This window comes from Cellulomonas sp. Leaf395, assembly GCF_001424125.1.
GTDB lineage: Bacteria > Actinomycetota > Actinomycetes > Actinomycetales > Cellulomonadaceae > Cellulomonas.
In genome coordinates, this window is record NZ_LMQI01000005.1 from 892778 (window position 1) to 905398 (window position 12621).

Below are 12621 nucleotides of genomic sequence, written 5' to 3' on the forward strand. Positions count from 1 at the left end.
TGGGACGTGCTACCTCACGGGGCAAGCCACGGCGCCAGTGCCGGGACGTTCCGCAGGATGCCGAACGCGACGACGACACCCCCGAACACCCACGCCACCCAGGCGGGTGGGGACCCGAGAGACCGCCCAGCACGGGCCCGTGCCAGCCATCGGACCCAGAGCGCGATCACGAGCGGGACCGCCAGCACCCACAGCGGGTTCATCGACCATGCACCGGCGAGGTCGCCCTGCGCGAGGTCGTGCGTCGCGCGCAGACCGCCGCAGGCCGGGCACCACACGCCCAGCAGCAGCAACGACGGGCACCCGCCGTAGCTCCCGGCGATGTGCGGGTCCCGCACCGCGAGCAGCACCGTCGCGAGAGCGACCACCCCACCGGTGACGAGCGGGGCGGTCAGCGACGCACGACGGCCCGCTCCGTCAGACGCGGGTGCGTCGGACGGGAGCGGGCCGGTCGGCAGATCCTGCGGACCGTCGTCGACGGTCGCCACGTCAGTAGTTCGTGTCGTAGCTCTCGTTCATCATGTCCCGGAAGTCCGCGTTCGAGAACAGGACGGCGAACAGGATGGCGGTGAGCACCGAGAGCACGATCGCGATCCAGCCGAGGATGATCCCGGCTGTCGCCATGCCACCGTTGTTGGCCTCGCCGCGCGCGACCGCCTTCTTGGCGTTGTTGCCCACGATCACCGCCGGGATCCCGGTGAACAGGCCGCAGCCGATGACGAACGACACGATGCCGAGCACCAGCGACCAGACCGCGAGGCTGTTCTTCGGGTAGGCGGCGCCGTACCCCCCGCCGGGCTGTCCGTAGCCGCCGGGTGCCGACCCGTACGGCGCAGCAGCCGGGTACTGCGGCGTGCCGGCAGCACCGGGGTACTGCGGAGCGCCCGGGTACGGGGTCGGGGCGGACGGTCCCTGCGGGTAGGGGGGCGGTGCCGCGGGGTACTGCGGGGACCCGCTGGGGTCCTGCGGCTCCTGCGGCTCTCCGCTCCCGTACGGGTTCTGCGGCTCGTTGGGGGTCGACATCGGTCCTCCTCGGTCGCGTGCGCTCACCCGGTCCGGGCAGCGGTGAAGCAGGTGTGGTCAGTGCCCGCCGGTGCGCGCCTGGCGCGCCCGCGTCTTGTCGCCGCCCTGCCCGTGGCCCGCCGCCTGGAGCGCCTTTCCGGCGATCAGGGTGGCCACGACGAGGGCCATGCCGACCCAGAACAGCCAGACGATCGCGAACAGGACGCCGAGACCCGCGAGGGTGAACGAGATGACCACGCCGTAGGTGGTGACCCAGGCAGCGAGCGTCTTGCCGTGGTTTGTCGGTGCGGCCGTCGGCGGCAGATGCATCGCCTCGGTGCTCGTGGCGTTCTGTGCGCGGTGCGCGAGAGTGTCGTCAGCCATCAGTGGGTGCCCTTCGTGCTCGGTTCTGTGTTCACCCTATCCGACCGTGCCTGTGGCGCCCGGCACCTGACCGGCACGTCCCGGCACGCGCCGCCGCACGTCACGACGGGTCGTCACCACGGCTGAGCGCATCCCAGTCGGACCGCTCGTCGGGCTTCTCGTCGAGCTTCTCGTCGCGCACAGTCGCGGTCGGTGCCGTCCCACTGCGCGCTGCCTCGTGCCGCTGCGACGGCCCGGACCACTCGCGTGACGCGAGCACGAACCAGACGCCGGCCACGACGTCGAGGACTCCGGCACCGACGGCGAGCCACGGCCAGACGCTGGTCTCGACGGGACCCGCCAGGGCACCCACCCCGGTCTGGGCGGCGACCACGGGGGTGACCGCCGCGACCGGGTCCGCCAGCACGCCGAGCGTCGTGGCCGCGACGAGCACGCCGCACGCGACGACGACCACGGCGACCACCCAACGGCCCGCCCGGCCCACCAGTCCGACGGCCGCGACGGCCGCCAGGATCGCGACCGCCGCCGCGAGGATCGCGGGTGCCACCTGGGAGCCGCTGACGTCGACCGTCACCGTGCCCTGGAGCGCGGTGGTGCCTGTCGTCGTGAACCATGTGGGCACCGCGACGACCGCCGTCAGGCCCGCCAGGACGAGCAGCACACCTGCCGCGCGTCCTCGTCCCACGCGGCGACGGGCGGCTGCCTGTGGGTCCGTCACGCGCCCGCTCGGCGCAGCCGGGAGGCGATCTGCACGGCCCGCACCGCCGCAGCCGCCTTGTTGCGCGACTCCTCGTACTCGAGGGCGGGCACGGAGTCTGCGACGATCCCGCCGCCGGCCTGGACGCTCGCCCGCCCCTCGCGGATCAGCGCCGTCCGGATGGCGATGGCCATGTCCATGTCACCGGCGAAGTCGAAGTAGCCGACCGTCCCGCCGTAGATGCCGCGGCGGGCGGGCTCGATCTCGTCGATGAGCGCGATCGCGCGCGGCTTGGGGGCACCGGAGAGCGTCCCGGCGGGGAACGTCGCGACGAGCGTCTGCAGAGCGGTGGCCCCCTCGCGCAGGCGCCCGACGACCGTCGAGCAGATGTGCATGATGTGGGAGTAGCGCTTGACCGCCATGAACTCGACGACCTCGACGCTGGCGGGCTCGCACACCTTGACCAGGTCGTTGCGGGACAGGTCGACCAGCATGATGTGCTCGGCCCGCTCCTTGGGGTCGGCGAGCACCTCGTCGTGCAGCCGACGGTCTTCGTCGGGGGTGGCACCACGGGGGCGCGAGCCGGCGATGGGGAACGTCACGACGCGGCCCGAGGTCACCTTCACCAGGGTCTCCGGGCTCGACCCGACGACGGCGAAGTCCCGCCCGTCGGCGTCCTGGAGCTGCAGGTAGTACATGTACGGGCTCGGGTTGATGGTGCGCAGCACCCGGTAGACGTCGATCGGCTCGGCGGGGCAGTCGAGGTCCAGGCGCTGCGAGATGACCACCTGGAAGACGTCGCCCTCACGGATGGCCTCCTGCCCGGTGCGCACGGCGTCCTCGAACTCCTGGCGCGTCGAGCGGAACGACAGCTCCGGCTCGGCGACGTCCGCCAGGACCGCGACGGCGGAGTCGGTCGGCTGCAGCAGCGCCGCCTGCATCGCGTCGATCCGCGCGACGGCGTCGGCGTGCGCGTCGTCCACCCGCTCGTCGGTGTCGTCAAAGTTGATGGCGTTGGCGATGAGCCAGACCGACCTGTCGTGGTGGTCGACGACGGCCAGGTCGGTGGCCAGCAGGAGGGTGAGCTCCGGCACGCCGAGCTCCTCGGGAGCGTCCGCCGGCAGCGTCGGCTCCCAGTGCCGCACGATGTCCCAGCCCAGGGCGCCCACGAGCCCGCTGGTCAGCGGCGGCAGCCCCGGGATCGCGGGGGTGCGGAGCGCGTCGAGCGTGCGCTCGAGGACGTCGAGGGCGTCGCCGTCGGTGGGGACGCCGACCGGCACGTCCCCGACCCAGACGGCCGACCCGTCCCGCACGGTCAGGGTGGCGCGCGAGCGCACACCGACGAACGAGTACCGGTCCCAGGTCCCGTCCGCCTCCGCGGACTCGAGGATGAATGTGCCCGGACGCCCTCCCGCGAGCGTGCGGTACAGCCCGACAGGAGTCACGTCGTCGGCGAGGAGCCGGCGCACCACGGGGATGACCCGGCGGTCGCGGGCCAGGCCGCGGAAGGCCGCGAGCGACGGCCACGTACCGCCCCAGGGGACCTCAGCCGCAGCGACGTCCGTGGGGAACATCGTGGGCAGAGCGGCGGTCATCGCGACTCTCCGTTCTCGGTCGGGCGGGTGCCGACGACGGCCGGCAGGGGGCCACCCTCGTCGAAGCAGGTGCGAGCGCCGGTGTGACACGCGGCGCCGACCTGGTCGACCTCGACCAGCAGGGCGTCGCCGTCGCAGTCGATGCTCACGGCCTTGACGTACTGGGCGTGGCCGGACGTGTCGCCCTTGCGCCAGTACTCCTGCCGCGAGCGGCTCCAGAACACGACCCGGCCCGTGGTGAGCGTCCGGCGCAGAGCCTCGTCGTCCATCCAGCCGAGCATGAGCACCTCGCGCGAGTCGTGCTGCTGCACGATGGCCGCCACGAGACCGTGGCCGTCACGCGTGAGGCGGTCGGCGACCGCGGGATCCAGAACGAGGGGCGAGGGGCTGGAAGACACGCCCCGATCCTGCCACGCCCGGCACGGCCGTCCCGGCCCGTCCCATCGCGCGGGCAACGCTCGGTCACCGGGTCTGGGAGACCCAGGCGGCGTGCATCGCGGCGTAGTGCCCGTCGCGCGCGACGAGCTCGTGGTGGTGCCCGACCTCGACCACCCGGCCCGCGTCGACCACCACCACCGTGTCGGCCGCCTCCGCGGTGGACAGGCGGTGCGCGATCGTCAGAGTGCTGCGGCCGCGCGTGAGCGAGTCGAGCGCGCGCGCGATCCTGACCTCGGTGGCCGGGTCCACCGCCGACGTCGCCTCGTCCAGCAGCAGCAGGTCTGCCTCCGCCAGGTACGCCCGGGCGAGCGCGACCAGCTGCCGCTCCCCCGCCGACAGGGACTCGCCCCGTTGGCCGACCGGTGTGTCGAGCCCGTCGGCCAGCTCGTCCACCCAGCCGTCCAGGCCCAGCGCCTCGATCGCCGCGCGGATCCGCACGTCGTCGTCCTGCGCCGCGGTCGTCCCGTCCTCGTGGCGCAGACCGTAGGCCACGTTCTGCGCGAGGGTGCCGTCGAACAGGAATCCCTCCTGCGGGACGAGCACCACCCGGCGTCGCAGGTCGGCGACGGCGATGTCCCGCACGTCCACCCCGTCCAGCAGCACGGAGCCGCCGGTGGGGTCCATGAACCGCGCGACGAGCTTGGCGATCGTCGTCTTGCCCGACCCGGTCGCTCCGACGACGGCCACCGACGTCCCGGCGGGGATCGCGACGTCGACCTCCTGCAGGACCGGCGGGCCGTCCGGGTAGGAGAAGTCCACCCCCCGCAGCTCGACGTGGGCGGGGCCGCGCGGGCTGGGCACGCCGTCGGGCCCGGCGTCGACCACCTCGACGGGCGTCTCCAGGACGCCGAGCACCCGGCGCCATCCCGCGACGGCGTTCTGCAGCTCGTTGAGGATCTCGGTCGCCATCTGCACCGGGCCGGTGAAGAGCTGGACGAGGAAGAGGAAGGCAAGCAGGCGGCCCACCGACATCTCCCCCGCGATGCCCAGGTACGTCCCGGCGACGACGACCAGTGCCAGCACGAGGTTGGCCACGAGCACGCCGCTGGAGAACACGAGGGCGACCATGTTCTGCGCCCGCACCATCGCCGCGCGGGTCGCGGCGACCGCGGCGTCGATCCTGCGCTGGGTCCGCTCTGCGACGCCGTACGCACGGATGGTCTCGGCACCGACGACGGCCTCCGAGATGGCGCCGAGCATCGCGCCGACCCGCTCACGCACCGCGGTGTACCGCCCGTTCACCCGCTTCTGCAGCGGCTGGAGCAGGATGAACAGCGGCACGAAGCCCGCCCACACGATCAGGGTCAGCTGCCACGAGTAGACCGCCATGAGCACGGTCGCCACCGCGATCTGCAGGACGGAGACGAGCAGCATGATCCCGCCCCACTGCACGAACAGCGAGATCGTGTCGACGTCGGAGGTGACCCGGGAGACCAGGGACCCGCGCCGCTCGGTGTTCTGCGTGAGCACCGACAGGTCGTGCACGTGCCGGAACGCCCGTGTGCGCAGGGCCAGCAGCCCGCTCTCGCTCGAGCGGAACAACCGCACGTTGACATAGGCGGAGCACACGGCACCGATCACGAGGCCGATCGCGGCCAGGCCGGCGAGTGCTGCGACCCGCGACACGTCCGGGCCGCCGTCCGCGAGGATCCCCGTGTCGACGGTCTGCTGCACCGCGATCGGCACCAGCACGCGCCCGATCGACGCGACCACCGCGAGCAGCACGGTGAGCTGCCAGCCGACGAGCAGCTGCGGGGACACCTGCACGCCGCGGCGCAGCGTCGCGAGCACCCCCAGGGTGCTCGCGGGCGCGAACCGGTGGCTGCGCTGCTGCTCGCTCACGCCAGGTCCTCCACGACCTCGAGGGCGGCCTCGTCCGCGGCCTCGGCGGCGCGGCGCGCTGTCTCCTGCTCGTAGGCGGTCGCCAGAGCGCGGTAGCCGGGGTCCCGGGCGAGGAGCTCGTCGTGCGTGCCGCGGTCGACCACCCGGCCGCCGTCGATGTGCACGACCTCGTCGGCGAGCAGGACGGACGACATCCGGTACGCGACGAGCAGCACCGTCGGGCCGGTCGTCCCGGCGTCGCCCCGCAGACCGCGCAGGATCGCCTGCTCGATGCGTGGGTCGACCGCGGAGGTCGCGTCGTCCAGCACGAGCACGGCCGGCCGGCGGACCAGCGCACGGGCGAGCGCGAGGCGCTGGCGCTGGCCGCCCGAGAGGTTGGCCCCGCGTTCGCCGAGGGGCGCGTCGAGGCCGCCGGGCAGTGCCCGCACGACGTCGTCGACCCGGGCCAGGCGCAGCGCGTCCCAGACGGCCTCGTCGTCGGGTGATCCCGGTGCACCGGCGTCGGCGAGCGTGACGTTCGAGCGGACGGTGTCCTCGAACACGAACGTCGACTGGGCCACCAGCGCGACGTGGCGCGCGAGGTCGGCCGGGCGCACGTCCCGCAGGTCGAGGCCGTCGACGTGGACCGAGCCGTGGGACGGGTCATACAGCCTGCTGACCAGCGCGACGAGCGTCGTCTTCCCGGCGCCCGTCGGACCCACGACCGCGATGGTGCGGCCGGCGGGCACGTCGAGGTCGATGTCGTGCAGCAGCTCCAGCTCACCGCCACCGGGCAGCGCCACAGAGCGGCCCACGTCGCGCAGCTCCACCCGCGCGCCGCCGACCGGCGACCACGGGGTGCCGCCGACGCTCAACGCCCCGTGCGAGTCGATCACCCGGGCGATCCGGTCGTACCCGACGAGCGCCCGTGGCAGCTCCCCCAGCACCCAGCCGAACGCACGCACCGGCACGGCCAGCAGGGTGAGCAGGTAGGCCGCAGCGACGACGTCCCCGGTTCCCACCCGGCCCTCGCTGATCTGCACCGTCCCGATCACCAGGACGAGCAGGGTCCCCAGGCTCGGCAGCAGATCGATGACGGGGTCGAACAGAGCGCGCACCACCCCGACGCGGACGTTCGCGTGGCGCAGCTGCGTGGCCCGCTCGGCGAACCGCGCCTCCTCGCGCGCCTCCGTGCCCAGCGACGTGACGAGCACCGCGGCCTCGAAGCTCTCGTGCGCGATGTCCGCCACCTCGGCGCGCAGCTGCTGCGCACGGATCGCGGCGGGCGACATCCGGCGCTGGAACACGACGTTGGCGATCACGGCGAGAGGGAGGACGAAGAGCGCGGCGACCGCCAGCCAGATGTCGGTCCGCACCAGCTCGACCGTCGCGACGACCAGCATCACGACGACCCCGAGCGCAAACGGGAGCGGGGTGAAGATCGACGTCGCCGCCTCGACGTCCGCGCTCGCGTTCGAGAGCAGCTGGCCCGTCGGGTGCTGACGGTGCCACGACATCGGCAGCCGGAGGTACTGGCGCGTGACGGCCGTGCGGTGGTCCTCCTGGAGCAGCGCCACTCCCCGGCCCGCGTAGATCCGGCGGGCGGCGACCGTCAGGGCGAGCGACACCGCGACCAGCGCGACCGCGCCGCCGGCGAGCCAGATCCGGTCCCGCGCCTCGCTCGAGCCAGCGAGCGCGGGGACGACGACCTGGTCCGTCACGGCACCGAGCACCCGGCTCACCCCGACCGTCAGGGCGCCGAAGAGCCCGGACATCCCGATGGCGAGCGCATACGTGCGGGGATGCGAGCGCAGGCCCCGGCCCAGCAGCTGGAGGGCGCGCCGCGGCATGGAGCCGGTGAGCGCCATCGACCGGGGCGGCTCGTCTCGCGTGGGCACGACAGGACCTTCCATGGAGCTCGTGGGGTTCGCCTCATTCTCTCATGCAGGTACGAGCGCTGACCTGGCCAGTGCGCTGCGCTCGGACCGCAGGGCGGAGCACAGCATGGGATCCTGCGGTCATGACCTGGCACGAGATCGAGCGCGAGCAGCTGGCGCAGGCACTCCGGGACGTCACACCTGACGCACCGACCCTCTGCGAAGGCTGGGAGGCCCGCCACCTGGCGGCGCACGTCGTGCTGCGGGAACGCTCCGCCGTCGTCGGTGCGGGGATCGCCATCCCGGCCCTCTCGCCCCGCGCCGAGGCCGCCATCGCGAGGCTCGCCGACCAGGCGTCGACCGAGGGCGCCTACCGGGACCTGGTGGCACGGGTCGCCGACAGGCCCCCGCGCTGGCACCCGGCCTCCTGGGTCGGCGAGTTCGCGAACGTCGTCGAGTTCTTCGTGCACACCGAGGACGTCCGGCGAGGAGCCGGCCCCGTCCCGGCCCGCGAGCTCCACCCGGGGCTCGTCGAGGCGCTGTGGTCGCACCTGCCGCGTGCCGCCAAGGGACGACTGCGCACCGTGCCTGTCGGGGTCGTGCTCGCCCGGACCGACGGCATCCGGCGCCACCTGAGCACGCCGAAGGCGGACTACGGCACGGTCATCGTGCGCGGCGACGTCGGCGAGATCGTCCTGTACCTCCTCGGGCGCGGCGCCGCGGCCGACGTGCGGGTCGAGGGCCAGGACGACGACGTCGCGACGATCGAGGCGGTTCTGCCCTCGCGCTAGCCTGCCGCCTGCTCGGGGTGCCCGGTGGCCAGGATGTCGACGACGAAGACGACCGTCTGGCCGGCCAGCTCCTCGCTCTCGGTGACCCCGAGGGCGTACGTGGGCGGGACCACGAGCATCACCTGGCTGCCGACCGGTTGGTCGACCAGCGCCTCGGCCCACGCCTGGACGTCCAGCAAGGAGAACGACACCGGCAGGCCGTGCGTCCACGTCGAGTCGAACGCCTCCCCCGTCGTCCAGGCGAACCCCGTGTACTGCACGGTCACCACGTCGCTGGCAGCCACCTGGTCGCCGTTGCCGCGGATCAGCGGTTGTGCCACGAGCGTCGTCGGCGGCTCGGTGCCGGTCGGCGTGATCGACGGTGCGCCGGACGCGTCGAGGGTGACGACGGGCAGGTCGGGTCGAGGGGCCTTGGCCTCGCCGTCGGCGCGGGTGGGCAGGACGTCGACCACCGTCACCGTCGGGTAGTCCGTCGCGCCCGATCCGCTGCCGGGGCTGACCTGGAGCATCCGCGCGCCGACCTGCTGGCCCCGCAGCGTCTCGTACAGGTCCGTGCCGAGGTCCTCCTCGGTCAGGAGCATCGCCGTCGGGTTCGTGGAGTAGCTCTCCTTGACCAGAGAGGCGTCCGTCCCGTCCTCCAGCCAGAAGTCGATGAGCACGGGCTCTCCCTCGACCAGCTCCGGCCCCGTACCCGGCCAGATCTGCTCCGTTCGGGTCGCCTCGACGTGCAGCGGGGTCAGGTAGGTGACCGTCGGTGCCTCGCCGGACTCCCCGGACACCGTCACCGCGGCCGGCTCCGAGGCCGGTGCGCTGCAGCCGACAAGGGTCAGCATCGCGATCGCCAGACCGGCGACCAGGGCTCGGCCCTGAGGTCGTCGCACGTCGTTCCTTCCAGCTCCTGGGTCCTGGCCGGCTCGCGGTCCTAGAGGGACCCCTGCTCACGGTCCTGGCGGGCTCCGTTCGCGGTCCTGACGGACGCCGGCCCACCGGTCCTGGCGGACGCCGGGACCGCCACACTGTACGGCCCGGCGCTGTCAGGTCGGTGCTACATGGACTCGATGAGCCGGTCCACCCGCTCGTCGACGCTGCGGAACGGGTCCTTGCACAGGACCGTGCGCTGGGCCTGGTCGTTGAGCTTGAGGTGCACCCAGTCGACCGTGTAGTCGCGGCGCGCGTCCTGCGCGGCCCGCACGAAGTCTCCCCGGAGCTTGGCCCGCGTGGTCTGCGGCGGGACCGCGGTCGCCTCGAAGATCTCCAGGTCCGTCGTCACCCGCTCCACCAGCCCTTTGGCGGCCATCAGGTTGTAGAGGCCCTCCGTGCGGGAGATGTCGTGGTACGCCAGGTCGAGGCGCTGCACCCGCACGTCGGACATCTCCAGGCCGTGCTTGGCGCGGTACCGCTCGATCAGCCGGTACTTGATCACCCAGTCCAGCTCACGGTCCACCAGCGACAGGTCGCCGGTGCGCATCGCCCGCAGCCCGCGCTCCCACAGGTCGAGCACCTGCTTGTTCTCCGGGCTCGGTCCACCCTCCGACGCCAGGAAGTCGGTCACCCGCGTGAGGTACTCCTCCTGCAGGTCGATCGCCGTGACGGTCCGACCGTTCGCCATCGTCACCGGGTGCATCCCCGTGAGGTCGTGGCTGATCTCCCGGATCGCGCGGATCGGGTTCTCCAGGGCCATCTCCCGCATCGGGACGCCGGCCTCGATCATCCGCAGCAGCAGGTCCGTCGAGCCGACCTTGAGCATCGTCGTCGCCTCGGACATCGACGAGTCGCCGACGATCACGTGCAGCCGGCGGTAGTGCTCGGCGTCGGCGTGGGGCTCGTCGCGGGTGTTGATGATGGGCCGCGACCGGGTCGTCGCGCTGGAGACCGCCTCCCAGATGTGGTCCGCGCGCTGCGACAGGCAGTAGACCGCACCCCGTGGCGTGGTGAGCACCTTGCCCGCGCCCGTGAGGATCTGGCGGGTGATCAGGAACGGCACCAGCACGTCCGACAGCCGGGAGAAGTCGCCCTGCCGACGCACGAGGTAGTTCTCGTGGCAGCCGTAGGAGTTGCCCGCGGAGTCGGTGTTGTTCTTGAACAGGTGGATCGTGCCCGGCAGGCCCTCGTGCTCGAGCCGCTGCTGGGCGTCCGCGACGAGCCCTTCGAGGATGCGCTCTCCCGCGCGGTCGTGCGTGACCAGCTGTCGCACGTCGTCGCACTCGGCAGTCGCGTACTCGGGGTGCGACCCGACGTCGAGGTACAGCCGCGAGCCGTTGCGCAAGAACACGTTGGACGAGCGCCCCCACGCGACGACCTTGCGGAACAGGTAGCGCGCGACCTCGTCCGCGGAGAGCCCGCGACCGTCCTGCGCGGCGCACGTGACTCCGTACTCCGTCTCCAGGCCGAAGATCCGCCTGTCCATCGCCGTGCTCCCCTCCACTCGACACCGCGCCCGGTCCGCTGGTCTGCCCCCGTCAGTCTGCGCCCAGGAGGTCCTCCAGCAGCGCCCCGGCCAGCCGTCGGAACGTGCGGCGGGGACGCGTGCGGTCCAGCACGGCCACCTCCAGCTGCACCGCCGGGATCGCCCGGGGCTCCCCGCCGTCCTCCGCCGCGGCACCGAGCGTCCGCACCGCGAGCCCGAGCACCTCCGGCAGGGTCAGCCCGGCCCGCCACTGCTCGGCCAGCAGACCGCCGAGCCGTTCGGCCTGCCCGCCCATGACGACGTAGCCGTGCTCGTCCGTGACCGAGCCGTCGTACGCGAGCCGGTAGATCTGGTCGCCCGCGGCTGCGCGACCGACCTCGGCGACGACGATCTCGACCTCGAGCGGCTTGGACTCCGTCGTGAACGACGTGCCGAGCGTCTGCGCGTACGCGTTGGCCAGACCCCGGGCGGTGACGTCCTCCCGGTCGTAGGAGTAGCCGCGCAGGTCGGCGTAGCGCACGCCGGCGACGCGCAGGTTCTCGAACTCGTTGTACTTGCCGACGGCCGCGAAGCCGATGCGGTCGTAGATCTCCGAGATCTTGTGCAGCGCGCGCGAGGCGTTCTCCGTCGCGAACGCGATCCCGTCGTCGTACTGCAGGACCACGACGGACCGCCCCCGCGCGATGCCCTTGCGTGCGTAGTCGGCCCGGTCCTTCATCAGCTGCTCGGGCGAGACGTAGAACGGCATGCTCATCGCGCACCGCCAGAGGCGTCTCGGTGACCCTCGTGCGTCCGTCGGCGTTCCTGCTCGACCTGTGCGGCGACCGCGCCGAGGTCGGCGTCGCTGACGCGCAGGTACCCGGACTCGGTCACGGTCGCGACGACCGGCCAGATGCCCCGGGTGTGGTCCGGGCCGCCGGTCGCCGAGTCGTCGTCCGACGCGTCGACGAGCGCCTCCACGGCCACCTTCACCGCCGCGTCGGCGTCGAGGCCCGGCCGCCACAGCTTCTTGAGCGAGCCGCGCGCGAACACGGACCCCGAGCCGACCGCGTGGTGGTCGTGCTCCTCGTAGCGGCCGCCCGTGACGTCGTAGGAGAAGATCCGGCCGATGCGCCGGTCCAGGTCGAAGCCGCCGAACAGCGGCACCACCGCCAGTCCCTGCATCGCCATGCCGAGGTTGCCGCGGATCATCGTCGCGAGCCGGTTGGCCTTGCCGTCGAGCGACAGCAGGCTCCCCTCGATCTTCTCGTAGTGCTCGAGCTCGAGCTGGAACAGCCGGACCAGCTCCACGGCGAGGCCGGCGGTGCCGGCGATGCCGACCGCCGAGTACTCGTCGGCGGGGAAGACCTTCTCGATCTCCCGGCTGGCGATCATCGAGCCCATGGTCGCGCGGCGGTCCCCCGCCATGACGATCCCGCCCTCGAACGCTAGCGCGAGGATCGTGGTGCCGTGCGGTGCGTGCACGTCGCCGGTCGGCCGGTTACCCGGCAGCAGCTGCGGGGCGTGGCCGGACAGGAACTCCACGAACGACGACGAGCCGGGCGTCGTGAACGCGTGCGGCAGCCGCCCGGATGACGAACGGTCGGGCGACGGTGTCGAGAAAGTCATC

General features: G+C 72.7%; 13 protein-coding genes. 1 reads left to right on the forward strand and 12 read right to left on the reverse strand.

Annotation, left to right across the window (positions count from 1 at the left end):
• Positions 1-14 precede the first annotated feature (14 nt).
• The 8 genes from ASG23_RS18670 to ASG23_RS18705 all read right to left on the reverse strand — a co-directional run bounded on the left by ASG23_RS18670 (position 15) and on the right by ASG23_RS18705 (position 7805).
• The gene (locus ASG23_RS18670) at positions 15-488 is read right to left on the reverse strand and encodes a DUF2752 domain-containing protein (RefSeq protein ID WP_235521239.1); all 474 of its coding nucleotides are present in this window, start codon (positions 486-488) and stop codon (positions 15-17) included.
• A 1-nt stretch (position 489) separates the two neighbouring features.
• A complete protein-coding gene (locus ASG23_RS18675) occupies positions 490-1023 on the reverse strand; it encodes a DUF4190 domain-containing protein (protein ID WP_056028084.1) in 534 nt (177 codons plus the stop codon).
• Positions 1024-1080: 57 nt separating this feature from the next.
• Complete coding sequence (locus ASG23_RS18680) at positions 1081-1386, reverse strand: HGxxPAAW family protein (protein WP_056028087.1); 306 nt, start codon at positions 1384-1386, stop codon at positions 1081-1083.
• A 100-nt stretch (positions 1387-1486) separates the two neighbouring features.
• A complete protein-coding gene (locus ASG23_RS18685; RefSeq protein WP_235521241.1) occupies positions 1487-2071 on the reverse strand; it encodes a Trp biosynthesis-associated membrane protein in 585 nt (194 codons plus the stop codon).
• Between the two features lie 29 nt (positions 2072-2100).
• Entirely contained in the window at positions 2101-3678 is a 1578-nt protein-coding gene (locus tag ASG23_RS18690) for an anthranilate synthase component I (RefSeq protein WP_056028093.1), read from the reverse strand.
• A complete protein-coding gene (gene hisI / locus ASG23_RS18695) occupies positions 3675-4076 on the reverse strand; it encodes a phosphoribosyl-AMP cyclohydrolase (protein ID WP_056028096.1) in 402 nt (133 codons plus the stop codon). Before hisI ends, ASG23_RS18690 begins: the two co-directional genes overlap by 4 nt.
• 64 nt (positions 4077-4140) lie before the next feature.
• Positions 4141-5958 carry an ABC transporter ATP-binding protein gene (locus tag ASG23_RS18700; RefSeq protein ID WP_056028099.1) on the reverse strand — a complete coding sequence of 606 codons (1818 nt, stop codon included), beginning with the start codon at positions 5956-5958 and terminating at the stop codon, positions 4141-4143.
• The gene (locus ASG23_RS18705; protein WP_056028102.1) at positions 5955-7805 is read right to left on the reverse strand and encodes an ABC transporter ATP-binding protein; all 1851 of its coding nucleotides are present in this window, start codon (positions 7803-7805) and stop codon (positions 5955-5957) included. Before ASG23_RS18705 ends, ASG23_RS18700 begins: the two co-directional genes overlap by 4 nt.
• A 152-nt stretch (positions 7806-7957) precedes the next feature.
• Between ASG23_RS18705 and ASG23_RS18710 the strand changes: the two genes are divergently transcribed.
• Positions 7958-8605, forward strand: coding sequence for a TIGR03085 family metal-binding protein (locus tag ASG23_RS18710; RefSeq protein ID WP_056028104.1), 648 nt, complete (start codon positions 7958-7960; stop codon positions 8603-8605).
• Here ASG23_RS18710 and ASG23_RS18715 read toward each other — a convergent pair.
• The 4 genes from ASG23_RS18715 to prcB all read right to left on the reverse strand — a co-directional run bounded on the left by ASG23_RS18715 (position 8602) and on the right by prcB (position 12620).
• Positions 8602-9486 (reverse strand): FKBP-type peptidyl-prolyl cis-trans isomerase, encoded by an 885-nt coding sequence (locus ASG23_RS18715; RefSeq protein ID WP_235521242.1) that lies wholly within the window; start codon positions 9484-9486, stop codon positions 8602-8604. The genes ASG23_RS18710 and ASG23_RS18715 overlap by 4 nt on opposite strands.
• A 164-nt stretch (positions 9487-9650) precedes the next feature.
• Positions 9651-11012, reverse strand: a complete 1362-nt coding sequence (pafA, locus tag ASG23_RS18720) for a Pup--protein ligase (protein ID WP_056028106.1) — start codon at positions 11010-11012, stop codon at positions 9651-9653.
• Between the two features lie 52 nt (positions 11013-11064).
• Complete coding sequence (prcA, locus tag ASG23_RS18725; protein WP_056028109.1) at positions 11065-11766, reverse strand: proteasome subunit alpha; 702 nt, start codon at positions 11764-11766, stop codon at positions 11065-11067.
• On the reverse strand, positions 11763-12620 hold the full coding sequence (gene prcB / locus ASG23_RS18730) for a proteasome subunit beta (RefSeq protein WP_056028113.1): 858 nt from the start codon (positions 12618-12620) through the stop codon (positions 11763-11765). The genes prcA and prcB overlap by 4 nt, the downstream gene beginning before the upstream one ends.
• Position 12621 lies beyond the last annotated feature (1 nt).

Excerpts from the sequence above, each read along its gene's own strand:
- ASG23_RS18675 (WP_056028084.1), bottom strand. The coding sequence starts at position 1,023 with ATGTCGACCCCCAACGAGCCGCAGAACCCGTACGGGAGCGGAGAGCCG.
- ASG23_RS18680 (WP_056028087.1), bottom strand. The coding sequence starts at position 1,386 with ATGGCTGACGACACTCTCGCGCACCGCGCACAGAACGCCACGAGCACC.
- ASG23_RS18690 (WP_056028093.1), bottom strand. The coding sequence starts at position 3,678 with ATGACCGCCGCTCTGCCCACGATGTTCCCCACGGACGTCGCTGCGGCT.
- ASG23_RS18705 (WP_056028102.1), bottom strand. The coding sequence starts at position 7,805 with ATGGCGCTCACCGGCTCCATGCCGCGGCGCGCCCTCCAGCTGCTGGGC.
- ASG23_RS18710 (WP_056028104.1), top strand. The coding sequence starts at position 7,958 with ATGACCTGGCACGAGATCGAGCGCGAGCAGCTGGCGCAGGCACTCCGG.
- pafA (WP_056028106.1), bottom strand. The coding sequence starts at position 11,012 with ATGGACAGGCGGATCTTCGGCCTGGAGACGGAGTACGGAGTCACGTGC.
- prcA (WP_056028109.1), bottom strand. The coding sequence starts at position 11,766 with ATGAGCATGCCGTTCTACGTCTCGCCCGAGCAGCTGATGAAGGACCGG.
- prcB (WP_056028113.1), bottom strand. The coding sequence starts at position 12,620 with ATGACTTTCTCGACACCGTCGCCCGACCGTTCGTCATCCGGGCGGCTG.